A 25,778-nucleotide genomic window follows, 5' to 3' on the forward strand; every position below is an offset into this window, starting at 1 on the left:
TTTATATATTTAGTCCGTTAATATCTAACCAAAAATAATGAAACCTCAACTCCTAAAAGTGTCTAACAACCTGGTCAATTCTTTTTGCGCCAGGAGAGACAAACTACCTTACATCAACAGCCGCTGGCACTACCATGCTGAAGTTGAACTTATTTACTTTAAAAAAGGAAGTGGCACACAGTTTATAGGTGATAGTATTAGTCGGTTCAGTTCGGGCGATATTGTCATGGTAGGTGCCCACTTACCACATTACTGGAAATTTGACGACACTTACTTTAATGAAAATGAAGAGAACCTGGCTGATATCGTAGTGGTTCATTTCTGCGAAAACTTTTGGGGAAGTCATTTTCTCTCTTTGCCGGAAAATAAAGGGATTAAGCTAATACTTGAAAAAGCGCAAAGAGGCATTCAGATTTTAGCCAATAGCAAAGCATATATTGGTTCGCTGATGGAACAAATTCTGGAGGCTACCGGCCCAAAGAGGATTATGTTACTAATGGAAGCAATAATCAATACTGAGGAAAGCTCAAAAGAAAAGCCATTGTCATCAATGGGTTTCCGAAATAACTTCGAGGAAACAGAGAATGACAGAATCAATGCAATTTATAATTATTCATTAACCAACTTTAAAAGGAAGATCCAAATGGAAGAAATGGCTGCTGTAGCCAATATCAGTCCCAATTCCTTTTGTCGGTATTTTAAAACAAGGACCCGCAAAACCTATACCCAGTTTATCAGTGAAATACGAGTGGGCCATGCCTGTAAACTATTAATTGAAGACAGTCTGAACGTTAAGCAAATTTGCTATGAAAGTGGTTTTCATAACTTTGCCAGTTTCCATAAACACTTCAAAATAATTACCGGACAAAGTCCGCTGAACTATCAAAAATCCTACCTTCGCAAATAATATAATCATACTTTTATGAACAAATACCCGCAAATCAAAACCTTACTTTTATGTTTACTTTTTTTCCCCTTAAGTAAGGTAAGCGCTCAGGAAGCCAGTAAAGAAACTACTGCAGAAAAAGCTAAAAAAATGGAGTGGTTTAAAGATGCTAAACTTGGCATTTTCATCCACTGGGGTATTTATTCTGTTAACGGTATTTCAGAATCATGGTCATTCTTTAACAACTACCTTAGCCACGACAACTACATGAAGCAATTGAATGGCTTCAATGCTGCAAACTACCGTCCACAGGAATGGGTTAAACTAATAAAAGAAAGTGGGGCAAAATATTCTGTAATTACCAGTAAACACCATGATGGTGTTTCCTTATGGGATACCAAAGCAGAAAAGGCAACAACAACCTTAAAAAATAGTGCAGCAAAGAAAGACCTGATTACCCCTTTTGTAGCTGAACTTAAAAAATCAGGATTAAAAACAGGAATTTATTTTTCGCTACCAGACTGGAGTCATCCTGATTATGATGTATTTACCAGGGAACGCAAAAGATATAAGTTAAGCGAAGAACCGGCACGCTGGGACAAATTTACAACCTATTTCCAAACACAACTTAATGAATTGTCTGGTAATTTTAAGCCAGATTTGTTGTGGTTTGACGGTGACTGGGAACATACAGGTGAAGAGTGGCAAAGTAAAAATGTATTGAGTCTTTTAAAAAAGCACAATCCGAATATTATTATCAACTCCAGATTAAACCATCATGGTGATTACGAAACCCCGGAACAAGGTATCCCTGTTTTAAAACCAGATAACGATTACTGGGAACTATGTTATACAATGAACGATTCCTGGGGCTATCAACCTTATGACTACAAATATAAATCACCTAACATGATCATCAGAACGTTAGTAGATTGTATCAGTATGGGTGGTAATTTATTGCTGGATATTGGGCCTAAAGCTGATGGAACTATTCCGCAGGAACAAGTAAACATACTTAAACAATTAGGCAGGTGGACAAATAAACATGCTGAAGCAATATATGGTACACGTGCTGGTATTCCTGCATGGCATTTCAGTGGAAAAACTGCATTATCAAAAGATGGAAAAACACTTTATTTATATGCAGACTGGGCGGTTAACAATAATGATGAACTACTGTTAAGAGGAATTAAATCGCAACCAGTGAGTGCAAAAGTTGTAGGAACAAATGCGGCTGCAAACTTTAGCAGGAAAGGAAATGACCTTACGCTTAAAGTTCCTTCATCTGCTTCAGACAAAGACGTAACCGTAGTTGCGATCAAATTTAATGAACCACTACAGCTAAATGCGCCATCAGTAGAAACCGTTAGCTATGAAGACCTGAAAAAAGGCACAGATGATCAGCTTCACTTAAAAAAACTAGCTAATTCAATACAGGCAGGTAATAATCCTTTTTTAAATACCTCGCTTTCTGTGGACGGACAAGGACTTGAAAAAGACAAGGCTGTTTTCTCATCTGAAATGTATAACTGGATTACTAAAAATTCAGAAGCCTTATACAAAACAGGTAAAGGTTTGCCTACCGGACATTACCAGGGTGCAAGTGCGTTATCAGCGGATAAGCAAACACTGTATCTGTTTGTTGAAGGAAAGCCCACAGGTCCTATTGCTTTAAAAGGACTTAAAAATAAAATCAGCCGTATCAGAATTGTGGGAGAAGGTACCATGATTGAGCCTATGCTATTCAATAAACTGTACTGGAGCGCTGTTCCAGGTATCTGTTATATAGAAATACCGCAACCTCGATTGGATAAAAACCTAACCGTAATTGCGGTATTGCTGGATGGCCCTATAGACCTTTATCGTGAAAAAGTAGGTGCTATAGAAAGTAATCTATAGCATTACTTTTTAAAGAATCTTTTTGATTATTCTTTCATAAGCATTGGCATAATTCATCATCCCGATATCATTTGGATGTACACCATCAACTGTACTTTCAATATCCTGATTAATTGCTGCTTTTGAAAGGTGATAAATTCCCTTTACTCCGTTTGCTTTTAGCTGGGAAAGGGCTGTTTTTAATGCAACATTTACCCGTTCGTAATCCATTTTACTGATGGGGTTTATCCCCTCATCAGTATACCCGTCATGATCTGCAAGCAGAATAGGCACACCGGGCTTTTTCTGCTGCAGATAGGCAACTGTAGCAATAATCCGTTTTACAATTTCTTCATTGCTGTATGTCGATGGGGTTAGATTTGGAAGACAGTCCAGCACATATAAGCTGGCATCAATTTCCGGAAATAATTCATAAACTTCCTTTTCCAATCTTCCGTTCCCTGAAAATCCAAGGTTTATAATTGGCAGGTTTAATTTACGGCTAAGAATGGATGTCCATGCCAAACCTGGTCTGGTTGCGCAAGCACCCTGGGCAATAGAGGTTCCATAAACCACAATTGGCTTTTTCGCCGATACAGGCAAGGGGGTTAACGTATTTTTCTCAGGCACACTAATTTGCAACCCCTTTACTGAATTATATAAGGGCAGGTACAAGGTATATTCTATTTCTTCACGATCAGCAATTTTCATATTAGCAAACCTATACTTAACGGTATCGCCAAAAGAATAATTAGCTGATGCCCACAACCATTTACCGTTTGCATCTTGAGCATATAAATCAATACCACTCACTCCTGTTGCGGGCATATGTGCCATTTGCATTGAACCCGATACCACATATTTAACGATGATTTCTGAAGCGTCGGATTTAAACCGAATATTTAACCCTGCACTATTTTTAGATAAGTTCCATACATCTTTGCGGACCACTCCTTTTGCCTTTTCCGGAAAGCGGTCATAATAATTTTGCAGACCAGTGTGCCAGCCCTGTCCGCCGATTACACTTTCCTTTTCCTGCTCCGGGTTCCAGCTTTTGTAACCTGAATTCTGCTGTGCTAAGACAATATTTGTACACATCAGTACAAAAAAGCCTAATAATAAAGATTGTTTCATGTGTTTTGGTTTATTTAGTTCAGCCTCCCATGTACCTCATAGTTACATACCTAACCCTGGGAGATTTCCCGAATATAAAAAAAGCAGACTAAACTGGAGTCTGCTTTTAATTATTATTTAAAACGTAAGTTCAGTTACCTGCCCATCCATCCCCCATCAACCGTCATCACTGTTCCATGCATATAATTGGAAGCTTCAGATGCAAGGAACAATACTGGCCCTTTAAAATCTTCTGCTTCGCCCCATCTTCCAGCTGGAATACGTTCCATGATAGAACGGCTACGATTTTCATCAGCCCTTAGCGCGGTTGTATTGTCTGTAGAAATATATCCTGGAGCTATAGCATTTACATTGACCCCTTTTGCTGCCCATTCATTAGCAAACGCCTTAGTCAACTGGCCAATTGCACCTTTACTGGCTGCATAACCTGGAACGGTAATACCTCCCTGGAACGTCAGTAATGAAGCAGTGAAAATAATCTTTCCGCTTCCTCTTGCTACCATATCACGACCAATTTCCCTGGTCAGGATAAATGGTGCAGTTTGATTTACGGCTATAACCTCATCCCAAAATTCATCAGGATGCTCAGCAATCGGCTTTCTTAATATAGTACCTGCATTATTTACCAGGATATCAATTACAGGATGATCAGCTTTAACTTTTTCACAGAATTCTTTTAAAGAATCTCTATCGTTAAAATTGCACTGATAAGCATAAAAATTCTTACCTAATTCTTTTACAGCCACTTCCACTTCACTTCCATTCAGTTCAAGATTTGCAGATACTCCTATAATATCTGCTCCGGCTTCGGCCAAAGCTTCAGCCATTGCTTTACCAATACCGCGTTTACAACCGGTAACTAAAGCTATTTTTCCTTTTAAATTGAATAAATCAAGTATTGCCATTTTTTCTATTTGTTAAACATCTTTTTAAATTATTGAACACTAACTTTTAAAGGTTGTTCTAATTGTTGCTTAAAATTACCCAGGTAATTAAACCAGGCTTTTGCATTGGTAATTTCATTGCCTTTGCTCCATGCAGAACCATTGTAGTAAACCACAGCCTCGTTATTTTTTGCGGAAGTATAAGTAAGCAAATGTGCTTTATCTGTACCCATTTTCACTGGCTCACCAGTTACAATTGTTGCTACTCCCGTAGTACCATCCGGACCATGTTGTGGTTCCCAGTAAGCAACAATGCCCTGAAGCTCATCCATCAATATGGTTCCAGGCTCTTTTCTTTTCACAATACCAACGGCAACAGGCAAAACATCACCTGTATAAGTGTAAACTACCTCTACCCTGTTCATATGCGATCCGGCATCCAGAGAAATAGTTTTTGTTACCTTAACCGATTTCCCTGCCACATCCCATGCATCATATCCCAATTCAAATGTGGTACGTAACGGCCCATTATCCAATACCTTCCAATAATGATAATTCTTAGAGAATACGATCGAGTCCTTTACTATCGGTGCAATATCTCCTGCACCTAATGTAAGGCCAACACTATAATAGTCCATTCCATCGCCATGATCAGTATGGTAATCTCCTGTTTTATACCATTCGTTAATCACCAGCTTGCTTGTCCTTTTTACCCATACATCTGTTCCAAATGCATTATCTTTTCTACCTTCCAACGCTTTTCCGTACATGCGGAAAGCTACTTTGTCATTTTCCCAGGCAAAATCGTCAAAACGTTCAGGTACATAACGACCATAAGTTTTTTTAACAGCGGTCAATGGTTTACCCGGAACAATAAACAACTTAACGGTACCAGCTGCTTTAACGCTTAACTGTACAAGTAAATTTTGCACGTCAGCTGCTCCGCGACGCTCCAGCTGAAAAGGGACTTCCTTTTTTGTCAGGGCATTTACAACTTTAAAATTAGCCGTATCAATCTTCGGATATCTTGCAGTTATTGCACTCCAGCTAAACTGAACAACAGTATTTGTTCTATCCAGTTTTGAGGAATTATTTACGGTTAGCGTAGCTTTAGTTTGCGCCATTACAGGTGCATATAAACCAGGAAGCAGCAATAAAAAGCTAATTATTCGTTTCATTATATTCTGGTTTTATAACTATTTTAAATCATTAATTGCACAGTGATCCATATCGCCATAATCAAGGTTTTCACCCGCCATTCCCCATATAAAGGTATAATTACTAGTTCCTGCACCAGAATGAATAGACCAGTTAGGTGAAATTACCGCTTGCTCATTTTGCATCCAGATGTGTCTGGTTTCCTGAGGATCGCCCATAAAGTGACAAACACTTTGTCCTTGAGGCACTTCAAAGTAGAAATAAACTTCCATCCTTCTATCATGCGTATGAGCCGGCATAGTATTCCACACGCTACCGCTTTTTAGTTCGGTCATCCCCATCTGTAGCTGACAAGTAGGCAATACACTATTTACCAACAATTTATTGATCACACGGTGGTTTGCTGTTTCAGGCGATCCCAACTCAACAACCTCAGCATCAGCTTTAGATACTTTTTTATTAGGATAAGTATGGTGTGCAGGTGCAGAATTGATATAAAACTTAGCCGGATTATTTTTATCATCCGAAGCAAAACTTACTGCCTGCGTACCTTTACCAAGATATAAAGCTTCTTTAAACTCCAGTTCATAAGTAACACCATCGGCAACTACCGAACCTTTTGCACCAACATTAATGATACCTAATTCTCTTCTTTCAAGAAAATAAGCTGCTTTCAGATTTTCTGGATTTGACAACTCAACAATCTCGTTTACCGGCATTACCCCTCCTGTAATATAGCGGTCAAAATGAGATAAAGTAAGCTTAACAGCATCTGCTTCAAATAAGCTCTCCATTAAAAAATTCTTGCGTAAAGCAGCAGTATCAAACTGTTTCGCTTCACCCGGACTAACTGCATAGCGGCTTTCAAAAGATGTCTTCATTATTCTGTATTTGTATTTATTCGCACACCTAAAAAGGTGCAATTCTGTTTATTAGTTAATTTATAGCTGTTGATTCTCTGACAATTAATTCAACAGGGATAATGACAGGCTCTGTTTTATAAGCAAGCCCTTCAGCCTCCTGGCTCAGCAGCTCAACCAATGCTTCTACAACCTTTTTCCCTACCAGATTAGGAAATTGCTCAACTGAAGTTACAGAAGGTGTAATGATGGAAGTACGTGGATCATTAGAATACCCTGCAATCTTTAATTCCCCAGGAACAGCTATTCCATTCTGTTTAGCATATCCAATCGCAGCAATTGCACTGGTATCATTATCAGCAAATACCCCATCAGGCCTTGTTGTATCATCAAACATCTTTTCCATTGCCCTAAATGCATTTTCATGATACAGTTCCTGATGAAAAATCCATTCTTCCCTGACCGGCAAACCATGTTCATCCATGGCCTTTAAAAACCCGGCGGCACGGGCCTGATAAAGATTAGACGTTAGTGGCCCAGAAATATGGGCAATTTGTTTACATCCCGCTTCAATCAAATGATTTGTAGCCAGGTATGCTCCTTCAAAATCATCTCCCTTAATGAAGGTTGCTTTATAATCTCCTACAGGCACCCGGTCGTAAAAAATTACCGGTTTATTTTGATCTATAAATTTATCAAAATGACTAAAGTCCACCGTCTGTAAAGTACATGCAACAATTAGAGCATCCACCCTCGAAGCATACAAGGTTTCGGTCAGCTCCCGCTCCATACTAACGGTATCATTGGATTGGCAAATGATCAGACTATAACCATGCTTATACAAATCATTTTGAATCGAGGTGATCACTTCAGCATGAAAAAACATAGAAACCCTCGGAATAATCAAGCCCACAGTTCGTGTCTTATTACTTCTTAGCCCCGAAGCCATTTGATTTCTTCGGTAACCTAACTTGGTTGCCATTTCCATCACATCATTTCTCGTTTTTTCCTTAACATAAGGATGGTTGTTTAATGCCCGTGAAATGGTCGCAGGAGAAAGTTTTAATGCCTCTGCAATATCAAGAATAGTATTTTGATAAGTCTTTTTACCCGTAGTCATAACGCAATAAATATTTGGCAAGCTAACACTTTTTTCAGTCACATGAAAACGTTTTCATAAATTAGCAATATTGTGACTGGTATGACAGCACAGGATGGTCCGATTATTTAAAAATACTATCTTTAACCCTATTAACCCTATACACATGAACGTAGGCCTTTTTATACCTTGTTACATCGACCAGTTTTATCCCAATGCAGCTATTGCTACTTTAAATTTATTAAGCAAACTTGGCATAACAGTAAAATATCCTGTCAACCAAACCTGCTGTGGACAACCTATGGCCAATTCAGGATTTGAACATTTGACGCAAGGTTGCAACGATTTATTCATTGACAATTTTGCTGAATTTGACTACATCGTTTCACCTTCCGGAAGTTGTGTCTTACACATAAAAGATCATTTGCATTCGCCCAAAGCAGAAGACAAAGCTTTGGGTATCCGAAAAAAAGTGTACGAATTAACAGAGTTTTTAACAGACGTTCTGAAAGTTGAAAAACTATCGGCGCGTTTTCCTCATAAGGTAGGGATGCATCAAAGTTGTCACGGACAACGGGGCTTAATGCTTGCACAAATGACAGAACTGGTAGATGCTCCATTTTCTAAACCTTTACATTTATTGAAAATGGTTGAAGGGTTAGAACTTGTTGAATTGAGCAGGCCTGATGAATGCTGTGGTTTTGGTGGGACTTTTTGTGTCGCCGAAGAAGCAGTATCCGTAAAAATGGGCAAAGATCGTGTATCGGATCATGTAAACCATGGCGCTGAATACATCACAGCCGCAGATATGTCTTGCTTAATGCATATGGAAGGTATTTTGCGCAGACAAAGTAGCCATGTGAAAGTGCTGCATATTGCAGAAATATTAAATGCCGAATAAATTAACCGGAAAGTACAGCAATAAAGAAACATGAGTTCAGAAAGAAAAGACCACGCAGCCTTATCAGACGTATTTAATAAAGATGAAGCAAGGGTAAACTGGCACGACGAGACTTTATGGTTTGTGCGTGCTAAACGCGACAAAGCAGCACACAGTATTCCCGAATGGGAAGCTTTACGGGAAACTGCCTCGCAGATCAAGAACAACGTACTTTCTAATCTGCACGACTATTTAGTTGAATTTGAAGCGCAGGCGACTAAAAATGGAGTTACGGTCCACTGGGCAGCCGACGCAGCGGAACATAATCAAATTGTTCATTCCATATTACAGAAACATAAAGTCGACCGACTAATTAAGAGCAAATCAATGCTGACTGAAGAATGTCACTTGAATGACTACCTTCAGAAAAATGGTATTGACGTAATTGATACGGATTTAGGTGAACGAATTGTTCAACTAGCCAAAGAGCCGCCAAGTCATATTGTACTGCCTTGTATTCATAAAAAGAAAGAAGAAATAGGTGAATTGTTCCATGAACATCTGGGTACCCCTGAAGGTATGGCGGATCCTGTTTTTTTAACCGCAGCTGCACGTGAACATTTACGAGAGACCTTTTTAACGCGCAAAGCCGCCATTACAGGTGTAAACTTTGCTGTTGCTGAAACCGGTGAATTTGTGGTTTGTACAAATGAAGGAAATGCAGATATGGGCGCACACCTTGCAGATGTACATATTGCGTGTATGGGAATAGAAAAGATCATCCCAAAACGTAAAAACCTGGGGGTATTTTTAAGATTACTGACAAGGAGTGCAACGGGACAGCCTATCACTACCTACTCCAGTCACTTTAGAAAACCAAGACCCGGACAGGAAATGCACATTGTACTGGTCGACAACGGTAGAACGACACAGTTAAGCCGTCCGGATTTCAGAAATTCATTAAAATGTATCCGATGTGCAGCCTGTATGAACACCTGCCCTGTCTACCGCAGAAGTGGTGGGCATAGTTACCATACCGCAGTTGCAGGACCAATTGGTTCTATTCTGGCACCAAATCTGGACATGAGAGAATACTCAGATCTCCCGTTTGCATCAACATTATGCGGTTCATGCAGTAACGTTTGTCCTGTTAAGATTAACATTCACGAGCAATTGTATAAATGGAGACAGGTGATTGTTAAAGAAGGCTATGCCGATCCTAAAAAGAAGCTGGCTATGAAAGCAATGGAATTCACGTTATCCAGTCCGTCTGTCTACAAAAATGCCGGTAAAGCGGGGCGTTGGTTTATGAAACATGCACCTTTTACTGTAAACAATAAACTAAACTTATGGTATCAGCATCGCGAAATGCCTCAAGTACCTAAAGAATCATTTGGAGAGTGGTATAAAAAAAATAAAAAGAATGACTAGCAGAGAACAGATATTAGCAAAGGTATTGAGCAATCAACCCAATACACAACCACTCCCCCTGGACTTAACAACGGCATTTCCGGCTGCTAACCCAATAGCAGCTTTTGCTTCTGTATTAACCACTATTGGTGGCAACTTTATTGAAGTTAACGACTACACTGATATTAAAAATTATATCAGCGAGCACTTTGCTAACCAACGTATTGTATCAACCTTATCAGAATTAGCTGAAGTATCAGAGCAAGATTGGGAAAACCAGGATCCTCATAGCTACGCCAATGTAGACCTTGCAGTAATCAGCGCCCATTTCGGCGTTGCTGAAAATGCTGCGTTATGGATCACAGAAAATCTGATGCATCAACGTGCAGTCCCTTTCATTTGTCAGCAACTGGCGGTAGTGATCAGCAAAAAAGATATCGTACAAACCATGCATGATGCTTACGAAAGAATAGGCACTTCAGATTATGGTTTTGGCAGCTTTATTGCCGGTCCTTCAAAAACTGCCGACATTGAACAATCGTTGGTTCTTGGAGCCCATGGGCCAAAAGGGATGACTATTTTTGCACTGGATTAAAAATTAATCCTCAATAAAGTCAAGATCTTTATGATGGGTTTCAGGAATTGTTTTGATACAATAAAAACCTATTCCAAAACAGATTAATCCCAATATACCGGCTGCATGCAATTCAAAAACATAAGGTTTTAAGGTTGCATATATGGTTGTCATCAAGACCACTGTTCCCCTAACCATATTGGGGATGGTTGTCGCTGCTGTTGCCCTGACATTGGTACCAAACTGTTCTGCACCAATGGTTACAAACATCGCCCAATAACCAATACCAAAACCTATCCAGACACACATACTGTAAAGACCTGTCGTCGTGTTTATTCCAGCATAAAGATATATCAATGTGCCTATTGCAGTAAAAATCATCATATAAGCTACGGCACGTTTTCGCGATTCTAACCAGTAGCTAATCAACCCGCTCACCAGGTCTCCTGCCGAAAGTCCAACATAACACCACATTACCGCAAGTCCGGGTTTTATAGCCTCACTAATGCCCAATGCCTTGCCGAATTCATTGCTAAATGTAGCGAGAATACCAATCACATACCAGGTTGGCAAACCAATTCCAATACATTTCAGGTATAGAATAAGCCTGCTTTTCTTAGTAAAAAAGGATAAGAAATTACCTTTCGCTACGTTGTGTTTTTCTTTCATCGTATGGAACATTCCCGACTCAAATACACCAACTCTCAAAAATAAAAGCAAGATTCCCATGCCCCCACCGATAAAATAAGCATTCCTCCAGCTAAAAAGCTCAACTGTAAAATATCCGACTACAGCACCTAAAAGCCCTACCCCCGCCACAAGCGATGTCCCTATTGCTCTTAGTCGCTTGGGTAAACTTTCCGACACCAGGGTAATTCCAGCACCTAGCTCCCCTGCCAGGCCAATACCAGCTATAAATCGAAGTGCCTTGTAAATCGTTACATCATGTACAAAACCACAAGCAAAATTTGCCACAGAGTAAGTAATGATTGAACCAAACAACACTGACAAACGTCCTTTTTTATCGCCAAGAACTCCCCAAAGTATCCCCCCTAAAAGTAAACCTGTCATTTGCCAGTTTAAAATACTTGCCCCCTCACGAGAAACAGCAGCTTCATCAAGGCCAAGTTCAGTTAAACTTGGTATACGTACAATACCGAATAGCAGCAGGTCATATATATCAACGAAATAGCCCAGGGAGGCCACAATAACCGGAGCACTAAGCAGGTAGGCTGCCGCGCTTTTTTCTTTGGTTGGGTTGGTCATTTAATATTCTTAGTTTGGTTTTTATATCACTAATATATACAACTATTGGTTTTCTTTTCGATTTACTTTCCAATAGATTTGTTATACAATGAAAGAGACCCCATGTACCCCTATTCTCTTAATTCAACCAATAATTCCATATAAAGCCAGTATAAACTTAAGAGCCCTTTCTCAATAAACTCCATTGCATTTTTCTGCTTTTCACAAAACTTAGCTTGATCGTCGGTTATTTTAGAAATAATTCTATACACAATCAATTTTCGCTGGAGCAGGTAATACCCGGATTTATCAGGGTTCAACGCAGCATATATTTCTGCATCTTCTTTTAGTTCTCTACATTTTTCAAGAAATAAACTATCCGCTATTTCTTCCTCGTAAGTACCATCTATTATACTGGCTATAAGATCTTCAAATACTTCCAAATCTGTCGTCATGCTCTCTTTTAGTTACATTTAAACGAAATAAGATAAAAAGTACAGCTTTGCAAAAACCAATAACACACAGCACTTTAAAGTATCTACGAAAAAGAAGAAACCACGGATTTCAAACTGGTAAATTATTTTTATTTTTTTTTCATCATTAAATCTTCTGATAATCCCGGCACTATTTTTATTGACATCATTTGTATATTTATCGGCAAATAAGCATCTGATTAATGAAAATCACCATTAAAAATATCCTGTTATCGGGATTTATTCTGCTCTCTTCAACTGTCTTTGCACAAAATAAGATGCAAAGTCTTGAAGAACTCATTAACCAAACGGACCCGGCCTGGCCCCTTCTTCAGAAATGGGCGGATTCGGCAAAAAATAAAGTAGAGATTCTTAGTGTTGATTCTGCTAAGGCTAATGAAGCATTATACAATACCCAGGTTTCAACCTACGCAACTTTAGGTGCTGTAATTTACAATACAGGTGGTATTATGGTCGATAATGGCTGGCTAAGGATTTTAGGATCAGGGAGCGAAAAATTAAACCGCTCTGTCCCTGAATGGAACAAAGGAAAAACAATAACCGCGTATGGAGATAAGCCAGCTTATCTTTTAGTGGCCGATGATGCTGTCGGTGGATTCTTTGCCATAAATTATGGTGCATTTGGAGAGGACTTAAAACACATTTTTTACCTTGCACCCAATAGCCTGCAATGGGAACCTCTTGGTCTTGGCTATACGGAGTTTATCCGTTTTTGCTTTGACAGCGACCTTTCAGCATTTTACAAAGGTTTACGATGGTCAACCTGGGACCAGTTTATCGCGAACCTTGATGGGAACAAATCCTATAGTTTTCGTCCATACTTGTGGTCGGAAGCAGGCATGGATATAGATAAGTGCACACGCAAACTGGTCACAACAGAAGAACTTTTCAAGTTTAACATCAACAAACAAAAAGAACTTTAATATCTCCTTATTCTTATTAACTTCTGTCGCATCCTCCCCTTTTTTTGACGTTTCTTCCCCGTGTTCATCAGTGTTATACATTGTAAATTTGTTACAAACTAACAATGAAAATTATGCGAAGAGTAATTGTTCAAGAATGGATAACGATTGATGGCTTTGCTGCAGGTGAAAATGATGAATTGGATTTTATGCCCAATCAATTTTCAAGCACTTCTAAAAACAGTATTGAAAATCATCAGTTACAATTTATACAGACCATTGACACGATGTTACTGGGTTTAAAAACCTACAGAATGTTTGAAGCATATTGGCCAAATTCTGGAGATGCTATCGCTGGTGGATTAAATGCACTAAACAAATATGTGTTCTCTGAAACACTTGACCAGGCACCATGGGGCAATTCTCAGAAAGCCGCTATTATCAACACGGGTGCCGAAAAGAAAATTGCTGCACTTAAGGGCAAACCGGGCAAAGATATCGTCATATGGGGAAGCCTTTCCTTAGTACAATCACTTTTCAATACTGATGTAATTGATGAATACCAATTCTTCCTATGCCCCACTATCTTAGGTAAGGGAAGAAAATTATTTACGGACGATAGTAAATTAATGAATATGCACCTAATGGAATCCAAAGCTTTTGATGACAGCTGTGTTTTCCTCAGGTATTGCCGTTAATAAAAAAAGGGGCACGTATCATTATCTGATACTGCCCCCTCTTCGATTTATTCTTCAGGAGCTAGTCTCTCGTTATAAAAACAGCTCCTGACGAATCTTTACCCCTTACCTTAGCTTTAACCAGGTAAGCAGCACCGGTTTCATAATCCGATATATTAAACTTATAAATGTTGTCTTTTGCCGTTGGGCCGGCAAAACCCTCATGAATATCCTCACCTATTTTTTTACCATTTTTAAATATCTCTATAGACTGGATATTCAAGCCCGAAGTACCTTTTACATGTAAAAATGCCAACTGATAAGCTCCGTTCTGATTCACCTTTCCACTTACGCTAATTTCAAAATCAGCATAATCGCTTTTTATCTTCTCGGGCTTCCATTCAGCAACCAATTGACCATAAGCTTTAAACCTGTCATAGTTTTCAGGGAAGAATAAAGGCAATGAATATTGAGCACGGTTAACCACGGTAATGGCATAAAAATCGCTCAGGTTATTAACCTTTACAGGCCCGGTATAAACTGCAGAATAAACATTTGGTCTTGTTCCATCAGTAGTATAACGAATTTCAGCACCTTTAACAGGGTTTTCTAGCTTAAAGGTAAAACCATCGCCAACATTTTCATTACTAATCAAATTAGGTAAAGGTACACGGTAACCATAGCCAGCATGATCATACCTTTTATAATGTGTGCTCAAACGCTTTTCAAAGCTTTTAAAATCTTTCTTATTTAACGGCGTCCAGCAGGCTTCCGCTAAGGCTGCCAAACGTGGAAAAGTAAGGTAATCAAAATATTTTTCTGAACGGTTCTCATTCAGCTGAGGCAATTCCTGTAAAACAGTACCATGAATAAACTGATCAGACCATAATGCACCCTGTGCACCTACAATCTGCGGACGGTATTTCTCGTCCAAACCATTCATCATCGGGTTTAATGAATATGATTTTTCTAAAGAAATTGGGGGAAGCCAGCCTGCAGCTTTTATTTCTCCTTCAATATTACTTTCTGCCACATCCAGATAACTATTTTCTGTTAATGCCATAACCGCGTAATGACCAGCTTCAACAGCCTTGAGTGTTTTTTTCTGATCGTGCCAGATCATACCTACAACCTTGTCTTTAATGCCATCTTCAATCATTTCATCCCAACCCACAATGGTTTTGCCATATTTCCCAACCATTTTTTGCACACGTATTGTAAAATAGTTCCGCAGTTCCTTTTCGGTAGTCAGGTTTAAATCTTTTTTGCGTTTCTGACAATGTGGACAAGCTTTCCAGCGGTCATACCTGGCCTCATCACCACCAATATGTACATACTTAGATGGGAACAATGCAAAAGTTTCAGCAAATACATCAGCAAGGAAATCGAAAGTTGATTCCTGACCAACACAATACAATTCACCGCTGATAGAATGTTGAGTTTGAACAATATATTGTTCACCGGTACAGCACAAGTATGGATAAGCAGCAACGGCAGACAGCGTATGTGCAGGCAATTCAATCTCAGGAATCACATCCACATTACGTACCGTGGCATAAGCTATTATTTCCTTGATGTCTTCCTGGGTGTAATAACCACCCTGACGGTTAGCACCAAGCCCGCTCCACGCACCGATGGAAGTTAGTTTAGGGTATTTTTTAATTTCCAATCTCCAGCCTGAATCATCTACAAGGTGCATATGCAGCACATTCATCTTGTACATAGCCATCATATCTATATACTTCAATACATACTCTTTACTAAAAAAGTATCTGGCAACATCCAGCATCATACCACGCCAGGGATACAAAGGTGCATCTTCAATTTCAACACCTTTAACTTTCCAGGTAGTTCCTTTTTGGCGTTCTTTATCAAAAATTGCCGGTGGCAACAGTTGCAAAACGGTTTGAATACCATAGAAAACACCCGCCGGGCTACCACCATTTATACTAACACCAGTATTATTTACCGATAAACGATAACCTTCTTTATTGGCAGCGATGTTTTTATCTAAACGCAATACAATAGCATTTTGAACAGGCTTTTTCAATTCAGCAACGACAAAATCAAAACCTGTTGCCGGAGAAAGTGCCGACGAAAGTAATTCCGCCTGTTTTTTCAGCCCTTTTTCATAATATATTGGAGTTGATTTGCTAATGGTAAAAGAATTCTTTGTTTCTTTTATTTGCCTTGGAAGCGGAACAATATCCAGCTGCGCAAAAATGGGCAAAGCATTAAAAAACAACAAAGAAAGTAATAGCCATTTATTTAGTTTCATGTGTATAAAATTTGGTTAAAGTATCCAATAAAGATTTTAAAGAGCACGAACATTCAATCTCTTTAGAACAATAATAATGAAATATTTAACTAAAAAACATTCGGGAAATGCCGTATTGACTGTGCAACCGTTTGATTCGATCATAACAAACGTTTGCGCTATTTTCAATCTCAATAGCTGAAAATAATATAATCCTGACCTTATTTGTATTAATCGCTATAATCCAGAATTTTCTCCAGCAATTCCATTTCCGTAAAAGGCTTGATGATGTAATCATTTAAACCTGCAGAAAGGTAAGCCTCATGTGATTCTACATTTACCTGACCAGTAATAGCGATCAAAGGTATCTTAGCTTTTTTATGATCTGTATGCGCCCTGATACGACTGGCTAATTCCATCCCGTCCATTTCCGGCATCTGTATGTCTGTCAGTATCACATCGTATTTATTCTTCTCAATCAGCGCAAGTGCTTCTTTTCCACTTTTAGCTATATCAAAACTGATCCCATATTTTTTAAAGATCATTTTTATAACCAGCAGGTTCATGTCAGCATCATCAACAATCAGAATATGAATATTTTTAAAGCGATCACTATTGATGATCTTTTCTTTATGATGATCAAGATTTTCTTCCTGTTCTACTGCAATTTGGTAAGGCAATTCCACGCTAAAAGTAGTCCCTTTCCCAACAATACTATCCACTGTTATTTTTCCCTTATGCAAATCAACCAATCGCTTACTAATCGTAAGCCCCAGCCCGGAACCAACCTGCCAGTCACTGCGCTCCGCATTAATCACCTGCGAGAATTCATTAAAAATCACAGGAATATTTGCCGCAGCAATCCCTATCCCCGTATCTTTAACCTTAATGAACAACAGTACATTTTGCTCATCCGTTTTCTTAAGATCTACCTGAATAGTCACTTTTCCCTTGTCTGTAAATTTGATCGCATTTGCCGTCAGGTTCATGACAATCTGTTTCAAACGATAAGGATCCCCGTCAAGCAGCAAATCAGGGACTTTATCCAAAAGTAATTCCAGTTCCAGTTTTTTCTGATCGGCAAGCACTTTAGTCGTATCGGCCACTTCCTTCAATATACGCTTATACCGAAAAGGAGTTTTAGCGAGCGATAATTTTTTAGTCTCTAACCTCGAGAAATCCAGCACTTCGTTAACGGCAGACAACAACATCGATGACGAGGTATCCAGCAGTTCCGACATCTTTCGCTGGTCTTCGTTCAGGGTAGTAGACTTAAGTTGCTCAGATACGCCCATAATTGCATTTAAAGGAGTTCGCATTTCATGGCTGATACTGGTAAAAAAGCGTGACTTACTGGCTACCTGTTCTGCAGCCAAATTGTTTGCAACCACAGTTTTACTGTAAGCACGATATAGTTTGTACAGTAAAAAAATAATGATCAGGTAAGAAAACAAACTGATTGCGAAATTCAGTTTCCCAGACCAGTCTATATTATCTAATGAGTGTTTTGCTTTATTTTTAAGGGCAATCCTTCTGGAGGCCTCATTTTGAGCTATGTCATTTTTATAATCTGTAAAAAGTAACTTTATATTCTCAAAAATCCGCTCATTTAGCAACAAGATTTTCTGTTCCTTTTCAGTCAGTTTAACATGATTTTTTTTCTGGTCCTCTAACAGTCCTTTATAATAATCACCTATCTTTTGTAACTGCTGTTTATTGTAGGCCTCTATACCATTATCAAGCGGTTCATAAGTCGTCTCCGTCTTTCTGAGTTTAGAATTATCTACAACATCCGGCTTATTTAGAATTGCATTTTTAAGTCTTTGAAAAAGCTTCTTTTTTTTAACCTCCGGTTCAGCTTTTATTTCTTCTACTTCAACTACTTTTTTTACAATTGGCTTAGGGAAAGATTTCGCAGGCAAAATACTTCTGCTAATCTTATTAATATTAAGTTGTAAATTTATATTGGTTATTGAATCTGCCAGTTTTTTAATTTGTCCGTACAACAACATTTGTTTACGTTTATTCGACAGGTCACCAACAATACTTCCCGAAATATTTTTATCATCTTGTGCTGATAAACTACCCAGCATTGTATTAATATACTTTATCTCCTCTGTATACTTCTCAAAATATTCAGAATTCCACGATGAGGTATACATTCGAAAATTATTTTCGGCTACCTGTAAACTTAAAGTAATCGTATCTAACTTCAAAAGCTGACGGTTATTTACCTCAAATTCACTTAACGTAGTCACTAATGTTTTTTGCTCTGATCTCTGGATAATCGAATTGCGGAACAGCAGCGTTATAAAAACAAGGATAACAACAAATATGACCAGAAAAGATCGTTGCTTTTTTTTCATTCAATTTTCACGTATAATTTAGAAGCATATTTAAATTGCAACTTATGTCCCACATGCCAATAAGCATGCCAAAACGGTACAAGTCGAATCCATCTGCCAAAGTTATTTTCATGGTCTATCTTATGTTTAAAAGCATCACATCAGACTTTTTTAACAAAAAAACATTAAAAAAGCATTATTATTTATTTTAGATGAACCAAAAGCGATTGTTTTTCAATAATTGTTTTTACTTTTAACTATAATAAAACCCTACACTTAAATTTAATTGACATTACAATGCCAGAAGGAACAGTAAAATTTTTTAATGAGTCAAAAGGATTTGGATTCATCATACCTGAAAACGGTGAACCAGAAATCTTTGTACACGTTACAGGCCTTATTGATAAGGTTAGAGAAAACGACCACGTTACTTACGAGGTTGAAAACGGAAAAAAAGGATTAAACGCTACAAAAGTAAAACTTAGCTAAACAAAACTCCGTAATAAGAAAAGCATCCAATTCAAGGATGCTTTTTTTTATGTTGTAAACTTGTATGTTATCTTAAAAAACAGAGATGTTAAAAACCTATATATTTTTGTTTATCGCCATAGTTTTCGAGATCATTGCCACTTCTTCATTAAAAGCCTCGGATCAATTTAGTAAATTATGGCCTTCGATATTAACAATTCTTAGTTATGCAACAGCCTTCTACTTTCTAAGTCTGAGTCTGCATAAACTTAACCTCGGTATCGCTTACGCCATCTGGTCCGGTATCGGAATAGTAATGATCTCCCTTGTTGGGTTGTTTCTGTTCAAACAAAAACTCGACCTTCCAGCAATTATAGGTATTATTTTAATTGTTAGTGGTGTTGTAGTCATCAATGTATTTTCAAAATCTGTTAGTCACTAAAATACTTCTCAGCCTCTATAGTGCTATGTTGAACAAACTAAAAAAACATCTTACAAAGTATAAATTACCATTATCTATAGTAATAGCTCCTGCAATCTTTCTAATTTCAGCAGGTGCTGTATCTAAAATTAATAACGAAAGAGAACTGATTGCCTACCTTACTAAAACTATTGAGGCCGATAATCTCATAAATCCAGATGTAAGGTATTATAAGCAAAAAATAAAGCCTGAAGAATTACCAAAATACAGATTAGTGCTTTGGGATTATTGGAAGCAGGCAAATAAAAAGAGGTTAGCGACCTGGCCATCTCTAAATAATGCTACGACGCTCGATTCTGTGAAATGGCAACTACCGGACGATAAGCAAATGCTATTCTCAATTTCTAAAAAAGGAGAAAAACCAGCCGCAGGCTATCCCCTATTTATTAATCTGCACGGAGGAGGTACCTTTCCACAGGAACCAGGTCCATGGACATCTAAAGCAAATGACCGGGAATGGCTTGCCGCAAAAACATTGGGCAGCAGGTATGATGATGCAGCAAGTCTTTATTTTGTTCCAAGGATGCCTGACGACAGAAGAGGTAGATGGTACCATCGTGCAGCTGCAACTGCATGGATAAGAGCCTGGCAGCTGGGGGTCCTTTCGGGAGATATTGATGCCAGCCGAACTTACATACTTGGAATTTCTGAAGGCGGCTATGGTAGTTTTAGAATGGGCATTTTCTTTGCCGATTATTTTGCCGGTGCCGGACCAATGGCCGGATCAATATGGAAAGAACAGGAACATATTGAAAACCTCAGAAACACGGCTTTCTTTATAGGAATGGGAGAAAATGACTTTGCTTATGACCGCATTACCAATGCCCGGAACTGGAAGATCATGCTGGACAGTGCCGCATCAAAAAACAGAGGACAGTTTGTACATAAGGTAGACATACAAGCCGGAAAAGGTCATGGCATAGACTATTTCAAAGCCAGCCCCTGGTTAAAGCAATTTAAGAGAAAATCGTATCCGGATACTTTAAGCATGGTGTACTATGCGCAATGTGATACGATTTATGGTGGTGAACTTAACAGACCCTGTACTTACCGTAATGGCTTTGGTTATGTAAGGCTTGACGGTTTGTCAAAAACCGGCGAACGTAGATTCTATATAGAAAAGGAAGCAAATACTTATCACATCAACTCTGATGACATTAAAGGGCATGTTCAGGGAAAAATCAGATTATATATAGATCGTATAGACTTTAAGAATGCAGTAAAGGTAAATTACAACGGCAAATTGGTGTTCAATAAAAAATTAACACCAAATATTGGAACAATGGCAGAAAGCCTTGCGCTATTTGGTGACCCCGAACGGATATTCCCGGCATCAGTAGATCTTAATGTACGTTAAGGAATGTAATTAAAGCCAGATAAATATTATTGACTTGCTTTTGGTGGGTCAAGAAATTGCTTGATCATCGGAACAACAAAATCTTGTTGTCTGGAATTAGATTTCAGTGTGGTAATTTCCCCAATATACTCGCCATGTACGCCCGGAATAATCGCCAATTCAGATCCGGCTATATTCCTATGCATTTCAATAGCGTGTTCAGGACTTACAACATCTTTATCAGCAATTATAATTAGCGTTTTAGCTTTAATTGCTTTAATCTGCCCGTCAGGAATATCCTTGAAATCAACCATTCTTTTTGCGTCCCTATCATGCATAATTTGAAGCCCTTTAGGATCTGGTGTTACATCCAGATATGCATCTTTTAGCTCCTGGGGCATATTGGATAAATTTGCCTGTTTCATAAAATCCCAAAATTGTGCAGGAACACCATTTCTTTTGTATAATGCGGAGCCTAGAATCATTTTATCGACGATTTCAGGATGACGAATTGCGATTTGTAAGGTCGTTGTCCCTCCATTGCTGAAACCAAAAAAATCTGCTTTATCAACATTTAGATTTTTAAGAAGCGTAACAACGTCGTCTGCATCCTGCTCAAACGACGAATCCTTATCCCTGTCGTTGGTTCTACCGTGAGCTTGCAATTCCATTGCAATCACCTTTCTGTTTTGAGCGAACATTTTAATAACCTGACCGAAATTCGACTGAATGGTCGACCCACCACCATGGATTAAAACAAGAGGCTTCCCCTTTCCGTAAATTTCAAAGAACATTTTAATCCCGTTGACTTCAGAATAACCACTTTGAACCAAAGTATCATCCACATTCTTTCCCATAGATTGGTTTTCGTTTTGTTCCAATTTATTTACCTGATTGCAAGATAATAATATCAATACTGATAAAATAGAATATAAAAGAGTCCTTTTCATTTTTTAATTTTTAAAAAATCATCCCTTAGTTTAATAGCAGATTAAGCTTAATCAGCATTTTGATCCAGCTTTGGTAAGCACCAGTTTTTTTAGCTTCTTCTTCTGAAACAGTTTGATGTATCGAAACTTTGGTTTGGTTTCCAATCGATTCAAAGGTAACCGTTGTGATTTGCGTTTCGGGCCAGTCTTCAGTTTTACCAGCAACAACTGAACTTACAGAATTACCTGCCTGATCTGACATCACCATCGTAAAAACTAGTTTTTGATTTGGGATTACCTCAAGGTAGATACCTTTAACCCAACATTCCCCATGCACAGGATCATGGATGCAGGAGTGAAAATTACCTCCTTGTGTTGTGTCTATAGTTTTAAATTCAATTGTGCACCCATCAGGAGCATACCATTGCTTTAATTGTTCAGGATCTGTCCAGGCACCGAATACAATATCTCTCGGAGCATCGAATAGATGGCTAATTAAAAGTTCTTTTTTGTTCGAATTCATAGCTGTTATTTTTTTATTTCATTAAGAAATCTGTCCAACTTTTCGAATCGCTGGTTCCATAATTTACGTGATTCTGTTACCCAATTGGTCACTTCGTCCAATGAGCCAAGCTGTGCTTCACAAATCTGTTCCCGTCCCTTTTGACTCATCGACACAATACCACACTCGTTAAGGATTTTAATGTGCTTGGCAATCGCTTGTTTACTCACGCCAAAATCCTCACCAATCTGAGTAATATTAAGCGGTCCCTGAACCAGCTTACTAATAATCTTCCTCCGTGTAGGATCGGCTATCGCCTGAAATACATCTCTTCTTTCTATCATAACACAACCAAATGGTTGTCAAATATAAGAACAACCATTTGGTTGTCCAAATATTTAGTTAAAAATTTTTAGATATGATTGAAGTAATACAGACTAACCAGAAAGAAAGCTCTAAATGTTATTAGCGGCTACTGAATGTTTACATTTTTTGTAGGATCGACTTCACAAGATGATTTACCATCCGTAAATGAAACTCTTGCCTTCACTGTATAACTGCCGGCCGACACATATGTATGATCACCCGTTAACCCAGTGGTCGACTCGGTACTTCCATCACCGTATTCCCATTTAACCCCACTTATCGTTTTTGAACCCAAATATTTTACTTCGGTAGTAACTTGCTTTCCATTGGCAGCATCTATCTTCACATGCACACTTACCAATAAACTCTCTCCAAAACAGTCGATAACACGCTCTGAAGTTTTTTTACAAGCAGCAAACGACGTAACAACAATTAACAAACAACCTATTAACTTCTCAATTTTCATTATCTCTGAATTAAAACCTATATAGACCTCCATCTGACGGATCCATCATCTGCGAATTTTTGCAGCAAAAAAAGCGCCACAAACAAAAAAAGCAGTCTTTTCAGACTGCTTTCAAAACTGGGGTGGAATATGGGGCTCGAACCCACGACCCTCGGTACCACAAACCGATGCTCTAACCAACTGAGCTAAAACCACCATGTTTTTTTCAACGCTACAAAAGTACGATTAAAAACATTTTATTCAAATATTTTCGCCTATTATTTCTCACTTTTTTTTAACCGATTATATTTCAGCCAATTAATTTTTCATAAAAATTTTAATTGTTCTACATAAATTGGTTTTAAGCCTTAAAAAGCTAGATTTGCTTAACATTATGATAGAAATTTATACAGACGGAGCAGCTAGCGGAAACCCAGGACCAGGTGGATATGGTGTTATTTTAAGATCAGGAGCACACTATAAAGAATTGAGTGCCGGCTTTAGAATGACCACCAACAACAGAATGGAACTACTAGCGGTAATAGTGGCACTACAGGCTTTAAAAACACCCGGACAGAAAGTCACCATATTTTCCGACTCCAAATATGTAATTGATTCTATTGAAAAAAAATGGGTATTTGGTTGGGTTAAAACAGGCTTCAAAGGCAAAAAAAACAAAGACCTCTGGATGCGCTTTTTAAATATATATAAATTACACGATGTAAAATTCGTTTGGGTAAAAGGACACAACAACCACCCGGAAAACGAACGCTGTGATCAGCTCGCTGTAGCCGCGTCAAAAAACAAAGCCGCACAGAGCATCGATGCAGAGTTTGAAGCAGAAAGGAACAATGCTTCATTACTTTAGGCAAAGGGTTCGAGCCCCATATTCCACCCTCATAAAATATAAAAGGCCATATCATTTGAACATGATATGGCCTTTCATTTAATATTTAAAGATCTATTTAATCAATACCGCCAACAATCCCTAAAGATTCCAATGCCCCATTAGCTGAAGTTCCGTTTACACGTTTATTGTTTTTCTCCGATGAAAATTCCGTCATCAGATCTTCCGCAACTTTAACCATCGCCGGCGAACCGATAAAGATTGAAGTACGCTGATGCAACTCAGTTGGCTCAATTTCCAATATCCGGTTAAATCCATCAGAAGCTACCCCTCCTGCCTGCTCCACAATAAAAGCCATAGGATTGCACTCATACAGTAACCTTAACTTTCCATTTGGTGAACTTGAAGTTGTAGGATAAATATAAATACCACCTTTGATTAAATTCCTGTGTATATCACCCACCATCGATCCAATATATCTTGACGTATAAGGACGATTAGTAGCTTTATCCTCAACCTGGGCATATTTAATGTATTTCTTTACCCCCTCCGGAAAATGAACATAGTTACCTTCATTAATAGAATAAATATTACCCGTCTCCGGAATTTTCAAGTCCGGATGCGATAAACAAAACTCACCAATCGAAGGATCCAAAGTAAAACCGTTCACACCTTTACCAGTAGTATAAACCATCATCGTCGACGATCCGTAAATCACATAACCCGCAGCAACCTGTTCTGTCCCCTTCTGCAACACATCGGCCAAAGTAGCAGTACCCTCTACAGATTTTCTGCGAAAAATAGAAAAGATGGTACCAACAGCCACATTCACATCAATATTCGAAGAACCATCAAGCGGGTCAATACAAACAATATATTTTGCATTTTTTGATACCGGTGAATCGATCGGAACAAAATCATCCTCTTCCTCAGTAGCTACAATACAGCATTCACCACCACTCGTTAGCGCACTAATAAACTGCGTATTGGCAAAAACATCCAGTTTCTGTTGCCCCTCACCTTGTATATTTACGGTTCCTGCTTCCCCCAGAATATCAACCAAACCGGCTTTATTCACCTCACGGTTTACTATTTTGGCTGCTATTCCAATATCTCTCAGCAACCTGGAAAGTTCTCCTTTTGCATAAGAGAAATCAGCCTGTTTCTCGATTATGAATTGACCAAGTGTTTTTATACCCGACATATACTTAGTGTATTTTATACGTTATCTATTTCCTATTTCTATGGCCGCTAAGGTATGTATTTTTTCCTCCGAAACACAAAATCTAATTAAAGTTTTTATCTTATGCCAGCCTGAATTACCGGCTGCACCGGGATTTATGTGCAAACATTTTATTTTCTCGTCATACATCACTTTCAAAATATGTGAGTGTCCGGAAATAAACAACATCGGGGGCTTAGTGTAAATTTCAGGCTTAACCTGCGGTGTATATTTACCAGGATAACCACCAATATGAGTCATCCACACATCTAGATTTTCACAGTTAAAACGAAGATGCTCGGGATACACCGACCGAATCTCTTTACCATCAATATTTCCATATACACCTTTTAAAGGCTTAAAGGCTGCCAGTCGTTCAGCCACATCAGGACCAAAGTCTCCGGCATGCCATATTTCATCACAACTATCGAAGTGTTTAAAAACTGCATCATCCAAAAAACCATGTGTATCAGACATCAATCCAATCGTCTTCATCTAT

26 protein-coding genes and 1 tRNA gene are annotated in these 25,778 nt (G+C 38.5%); 11 read left to right on the plus strand and 16 right to left on the minus strand.

Annotation, left to right across the window (positions count from 1 at the left end):
- Positions 1-37 precede the first annotated feature (37 nt).
- Together R2Q84_RS03980 and R2Q84_RS03985 are read left to right on the plus strand one after the other, a co-directional pair.
- Positions 38-907 (plus strand): AraC family transcriptional regulator, encoded by an 870-nt coding sequence (locus R2Q84_RS03980; RefSeq protein ID WP_316815233.1) that lies wholly within the window; start codon positions 38-40, stop codon positions 905-907.
- Positions 908-922: 15 nt separating this feature from the next.
- Entirely contained in the window at positions 923-2,785 is a 1,863-nt protein-coding gene (locus R2Q84_RS03985) for an alpha-L-fucosidase (RefSeq protein ID WP_316815234.1), read from the plus strand.
- Between the two features lie 9 nt (positions 2,786-2,794).
- On the opposite strand, the gene R2Q84_RS03990 is transcribed toward R2Q84_RS03985, so the two are convergent.
- From R2Q84_RS03990 to R2Q84_RS04010, 5 genes are all read right to left on the minus strand, one after another.
- A complete protein-coding gene (locus R2Q84_RS03990) occupies positions 2,795-3,898 on the minus strand; it encodes an SGNH/GDSL hydrolase family protein (protein ID WP_316815235.1) in 1,104 nt (367 codons plus the stop codon).
- A gap of 134 nt (positions 3,899-4,032) precedes the next feature.
- Positions 4,033-4,803: an SDR family oxidoreductase gene (locus tag R2Q84_RS03995; RefSeq protein ID WP_316815236.1), complete on the minus strand. Its 771-nt coding sequence runs from the start codon at positions 4,801-4,803 to the stop codon at positions 4,033-4,035.
- A 29-nt stretch (positions 4,804-4,832) separates the two neighbouring features.
- Positions 4,833-5,960, minus strand: a complete 1,128-nt coding sequence (locus R2Q84_RS04000) for a DUF4861 family protein (protein ID WP_316815237.1) — start codon at positions 5,958-5,960, stop codon at positions 4,833-4,835.
- An 18-nt stretch (positions 5,961-5,978) separates the two neighbouring features.
- Entirely contained in the window at positions 5,979-6,821 is an 843-nt protein-coding gene (kduI, locus tag R2Q84_RS04005; protein ID WP_316815238.1) for a 5-dehydro-4-deoxy-D-glucuronate isomerase, read from the minus strand.
- Between the two features lie 55 nt (positions 6,822-6,876).
- Positions 6,877-7,920, minus strand: coding sequence for a LacI family DNA-binding transcriptional regulator (locus R2Q84_RS04010; RefSeq protein WP_316815239.1), 1,044 nt, complete (start codon positions 7,918-7,920; stop codon positions 6,877-6,879).
- 145 nt (positions 7,921-8,065) lie between these two features.
- On the opposite strand from R2Q84_RS04010, the gene R2Q84_RS04015 reads away from it, so the two are divergent.
- The 3 genes from R2Q84_RS04015 to R2Q84_RS04025 are packed head-to-tail and all read left to right on the plus strand — an operon-like array spanning position 8,066 to position 10,784.
- Positions 8,066-8,800, plus strand: coding sequence for a (Fe-S)-binding protein (locus R2Q84_RS04015; RefSeq protein WP_316815240.1), 735 nt, complete (start codon positions 8,066-8,068; stop codon positions 8,798-8,800).
- A gap of 30 nt (positions 8,801-8,830) precedes the next feature.
- Complete coding sequence (locus R2Q84_RS04020) at positions 8,831-10,210, plus strand: lactate utilization protein B (protein ID WP_316815241.1); 1,380 nt, start codon at positions 8,831-8,833, stop codon at positions 10,208-10,210.
- Positions 10,203-10,784 carry a lactate utilization protein C gene (locus R2Q84_RS04025; protein WP_316815242.1) on the plus strand — a complete coding sequence of 194 codons (582 nt, stop codon included), beginning with the start codon at positions 10,203-10,205 and terminating at the stop codon, positions 10,782-10,784. The genes R2Q84_RS04020 and R2Q84_RS04025 overlap by 8 nt, the downstream gene beginning before the upstream one ends.
- 3 nt (positions 10,785-10,787) lie before the next feature.
- Here the strand turns inward: R2Q84_RS04025 and R2Q84_RS04030 are convergent, their stop codons facing one another.
- Positions 10,788-12,029: an MFS transporter gene (locus R2Q84_RS04030; RefSeq protein ID WP_316815243.1), complete on the minus strand. Its 1,242-nt coding sequence runs from the start codon at positions 12,027-12,029 to the stop codon at positions 10,788-10,790.
- A 110-nt stretch (positions 12,030-12,139) separates the two neighbouring features.
- Positions 12,140-12,463 carry a hypothetical protein gene (locus R2Q84_RS04035; protein WP_316815244.1) on the minus strand — a complete coding sequence of 108 codons (324 nt, stop codon included), beginning with the start codon at positions 12,461-12,463 and terminating at the stop codon, positions 12,140-12,142.
- Between the two features lie 221 nt (positions 12,464-12,684).
- Between R2Q84_RS04035 and R2Q84_RS04040 the strand changes: the two genes are divergently transcribed.
- Together R2Q84_RS04040 and R2Q84_RS04045 are read left to right on the plus strand one after the other, a co-directional pair.
- On the plus strand, positions 12,685-13,425 hold the full coding sequence (locus tag R2Q84_RS04040) for a DUF2625 domain-containing protein (protein ID WP_316815245.1): 741 nt from the start codon (positions 12,685-12,687) through the stop codon (positions 13,423-13,425).
- A gap of 113 nt (positions 13,426-13,538) precedes the next feature.
- Entirely contained in the window at positions 13,539-14,102 is a 564-nt protein-coding gene (locus R2Q84_RS04045; protein ID WP_316815246.1) for a dihydrofolate reductase family protein, read from the plus strand.
- A gap of 61 nt (positions 14,103-14,163) precedes the next feature.
- Here R2Q84_RS04045 and R2Q84_RS04050 read toward each other — a convergent pair whose 3' ends face one another.
- Together R2Q84_RS04050 and R2Q84_RS04055 are read right to left on the minus strand one after the other, a co-directional pair.
- Positions 14,164-16,359 carry a beta-N-acetylhexosaminidase gene (locus R2Q84_RS04050; protein WP_316815247.1) on the minus strand — a complete coding sequence of 732 codons (2,196 nt, stop codon included), beginning with the start codon at positions 16,357-16,359 and terminating at the stop codon, positions 14,164-14,166.
- Between the two features lie 209 nt (positions 16,360-16,568).
- The gene (locus R2Q84_RS04055; protein WP_316815248.1) at positions 16,569-18,704 is read right to left on the minus strand and encodes a response regulator; all 2,136 of its coding nucleotides are present in this window, start codon (positions 18,702-18,704) and stop codon (positions 16,569-16,571) included.
- A 276-nt stretch (positions 18,705-18,980) separates the two neighbouring features.
- Between R2Q84_RS04055 and R2Q84_RS04060 the strand changes: the two genes are divergently transcribed.
- The 3 genes from R2Q84_RS04060 (at position 18,981) to R2Q84_RS04070 (ending at position 20,989) form a co-directional block, all read left to right on the plus strand.
- Positions 18,981-19,172 carry a cold-shock protein gene (locus tag R2Q84_RS04060; RefSeq protein WP_121271601.1) on the plus strand — a complete coding sequence of 64 codons (192 nt, stop codon included), beginning with the start codon at positions 18,981-18,983 and terminating at the stop codon, positions 19,170-19,172.
- Between the two features lie 85 nt (positions 19,173-19,257).
- Positions 19,258-19,593: a DMT family transporter gene (locus R2Q84_RS04065; RefSeq protein ID WP_316815249.1), complete on the plus strand. Its 336-nt coding sequence runs from the start codon at positions 19,258-19,260 to the stop codon at positions 19,591-19,593.
- Between the two features lie 25 nt (positions 19,594-19,618).
- Positions 19,619-20,989 carry a hypothetical protein gene (locus tag R2Q84_RS04070; protein ID WP_316815250.1) on the plus strand — a complete coding sequence of 457 codons (1,371 nt, stop codon included), beginning with the start codon at positions 19,619-19,621 and terminating at the stop codon, positions 20,987-20,989.
- Between the two features lie 26 nt (positions 20,990-21,015).
- Here R2Q84_RS04070 and R2Q84_RS04075 read toward each other — a convergent pair whose 3' ends face one another.
- From R2Q84_RS04075 to R2Q84_RS04095, 5 genes are all read right to left on the minus strand, one after another.
- On the minus strand, positions 21,016-21,918 hold the full coding sequence (locus tag R2Q84_RS04075) for an alpha/beta hydrolase (protein ID WP_316815251.1): 903 nt from the start codon (positions 21,916-21,918) through the stop codon (positions 21,016-21,018).
- A gap of 25 nt (positions 21,919-21,943) precedes the next feature.
- The gene (locus tag R2Q84_RS04080) at positions 21,944-22,420 is read right to left on the minus strand and encodes an SRPBCC domain-containing protein (protein ID WP_316815252.1); all 477 of its coding nucleotides are present in this window, start codon (positions 22,418-22,420) and stop codon (positions 21,944-21,946) included.
- A 5-nt stretch (positions 22,421-22,425) separates the two neighbouring features.
- Positions 22,426-22,743, minus strand: a complete 318-nt coding sequence (locus R2Q84_RS04085) for a metalloregulator ArsR/SmtB family transcription factor (protein WP_316815253.1) — start codon at positions 22,741-22,743, stop codon at positions 22,426-22,428.
- A gap of 128 nt (positions 22,744-22,871) precedes the next feature.
- Positions 22,872-23,231 (minus strand): PKD domain-containing protein, encoded by a 360-nt coding sequence (locus R2Q84_RS04090; RefSeq protein WP_316815254.1) that lies wholly within the window; start codon positions 23,229-23,231, stop codon positions 22,872-22,874.
- 118 nt (positions 23,232-23,349) lie between these two features.
- Positions 23,350-23,426 (minus strand) — tRNA-His (locus tag R2Q84_RS04095).
- A 178-nt stretch (positions 23,427-23,604) separates the two neighbouring features.
- Here R2Q84_RS04095 and rnhA point away from each other — a divergent pair.
- On the plus strand, positions 23,605-24,078 hold the full coding sequence (rnhA, locus tag R2Q84_RS04100) for a ribonuclease HI (RefSeq protein ID WP_316815255.1): 474 nt from the start codon (positions 23,605-23,607) through the stop codon (positions 24,076-24,078).
- A gap of 97 nt (positions 24,079-24,175) precedes the next feature.
- Here the strand turns inward: rnhA and fbp are convergent, their stop codons facing one another.
- Together fbp and R2Q84_RS04110 are read right to left on the minus strand one after the other, a co-directional pair.
- Positions 24,176-25,261, minus strand: a complete 1,086-nt coding sequence (gene fbp, locus R2Q84_RS04105; protein WP_316815256.1) for a class 1 fructose-bisphosphatase — start codon at positions 25,259-25,261, stop codon at positions 24,176-24,178.
- A 21-nt stretch (positions 25,262-25,282) separates the two neighbouring features.
- Positions 25,283-25,774, minus strand: a complete 492-nt coding sequence (locus R2Q84_RS04110) for a metallophosphoesterase family protein (RefSeq protein WP_316815257.1) — start codon at positions 25,772-25,774, stop codon at positions 25,283-25,285.
- Between the last annotated feature and the right edge of the window lie 4 nt (positions 25,775-25,778).

Source organism: Pedobacter nyackensis, assembly GCF_032678475.1.
In the GTDB taxonomy this organism is placed as follows: domain Bacteria; phylum Bacteroidota; class Bacteroidia; order Sphingobacteriales; family Sphingobacteriaceae; genus Pedobacter; species Pedobacter nyackensis_A.

Excerpts from the sequence above, each read along its gene's own strand:
- R2Q84_RS04065 (WP_316815249.1), top strand. The coding sequence starts at position 19,258 with ATGTTAAAAACCTATATATTTTTGTTTATCGCCATAGTTTTCGAGATC.
- fbp (WP_316815256.1), bottom strand. The coding sequence starts at position 25,261 with ATGTCGGGTATAAAAACACTTGGTCAATTCATAATCGAGAAACAGGCT.
- R2Q84_RS03980 (WP_316815233.1), top strand. The coding sequence starts at position 38 with ATGAAACCTCAACTCCTAAAAGTGTCTAACAACCTGGTCAATTCTTTT.
- R2Q84_RS04090 (WP_316815254.1), bottom strand. The coding sequence starts at position 23,231 with ATGAAAATTGAGAAGTTAATAGGTTGTTTGTTAATTGTTGTTACGTCG.
- R2Q84_RS04085 (WP_316815253.1), bottom strand. The coding sequence starts at position 22,743 with ATGATAGAAAGAAGAGATGTATTTCAGGCGATAGCCGATCCTACACGG.
- R2Q84_RS03990 (WP_316815235.1), bottom strand. The coding sequence starts at position 3,898 with ATGAAACAATCTTTATTATTAGGCTTTTTTGTACTGATGTGTACAAAT.
- R2Q84_RS04040 (WP_316815245.1), top strand. The coding sequence starts at position 12,685 with ATGAAAATCACCATTAAAAATATCCTGTTATCGGGATTTATTCTGCTC.
- R2Q84_RS04110 (WP_316815257.1), bottom strand. The coding sequence starts at position 25,774 with ATGAAGACGATTGGATTGATGTCTGATACACATGGTTTTTTGGATGAT.
- R2Q84_RS03995 (WP_316815236.1), bottom strand. The coding sequence starts at position 4,803 with ATGGCAATACTTGATTTATTCAATTTAAAAGGAAAAATAGCTTTAGTT.
- R2Q84_RS03985 (WP_316815234.1), top strand. The coding sequence starts at position 923 with ATGAACAAATACCCGCAAATCAAAACCTTACTTTTATGTTTACTTTTT.
- R2Q84_RS04020 (WP_316815241.1), top strand. The coding sequence starts at position 8,831 with ATGAGTTCAGAAAGAAAAGACCACGCAGCCTTATCAGACGTATTTAAT.
- kduI (WP_316815238.1), bottom strand. The coding sequence starts at position 6,821 with ATGAAGACATCTTTTGAAAGCCGCTATGCAGTTAGTCCGGGTGAAGCG.
- R2Q84_RS04080 (WP_316815252.1), bottom strand. The coding sequence starts at position 22,420 with ATGAATTCGAACAAAAAAGAACTTTTAATTAGCCATCTATTCGATGCT.
- R2Q84_RS04045 (WP_316815246.1), top strand. The coding sequence starts at position 13,539 with ATGCGAAGAGTAATTGTTCAAGAATGGATAACGATTGATGGCTTTGCT.
- R2Q84_RS04055 (WP_316815248.1), bottom strand. The coding sequence starts at position 18,704 with ATGAAAAAAAAGCAACGATCTTTTCTGGTCATATTTGTTGTTATCCTT.
- R2Q84_RS04000 (WP_316815237.1), bottom strand. The coding sequence starts at position 5,960 with ATGAAACGAATAATTAGCTTTTTATTGCTGCTTCCTGGTTTATATGCA.
- R2Q84_RS04010 (WP_316815239.1), bottom strand. The coding sequence starts at position 7,920 with ATGACTACGGGTAAAAAGACTTATCAAAATACTATTCTTGATATTGCA.
- R2Q84_RS04050 (WP_316815247.1), bottom strand. The coding sequence starts at position 16,359 with ATGAAACTAAATAAATGGCTATTACTTTCTTTGTTGTTTTTTAATGCT.
- R2Q84_RS04025 (WP_316815242.1), top strand. The coding sequence starts at position 10,203 with ATGACTAGCAGAGAACAGATATTAGCAAAGGTATTGAGCAATCAACCC.
- R2Q84_RS04075 (WP_316815251.1), bottom strand. The coding sequence starts at position 21,918 with ATGAAAAGGACTCTTTTATATTCTATTTTATCAGTATTGATATTATTA.
- R2Q84_RS04035 (WP_316815244.1), bottom strand. The coding sequence starts at position 12,463 with ATGACGACAGATTTGGAAGTATTTGAAGATCTTATAGCCAGTATAATA.
- R2Q84_RS04060 (WP_121271601.1), top strand. The coding sequence starts at position 18,981 with ATGCCAGAAGGAACAGTAAAATTTTTTAATGAGTCAAAAGGATTTGGA.
- R2Q84_RS04030 (WP_316815243.1), bottom strand. The coding sequence starts at position 12,029 with ATGACCAACCCAACCAAAGAAAAAAGCGCGGCAGCCTACCTGCTTAGT.
- rnhA (WP_316815255.1), top strand. The coding sequence starts at position 23,605 with ATGATAGAAATTTATACAGACGGAGCAGCTAGCGGAAACCCAGGACCA.
- R2Q84_RS04070 (WP_316815250.1), top strand. The coding sequence starts at position 19,619 with ATGTTGAACAAACTAAAAAAACATCTTACAAAGTATAAATTACCATTA.
- R2Q84_RS04015 (WP_316815240.1), top strand. The coding sequence starts at position 8,066 with ATGAACGTAGGCCTTTTTATACCTTGTTACATCGACCAGTTTTATCCC.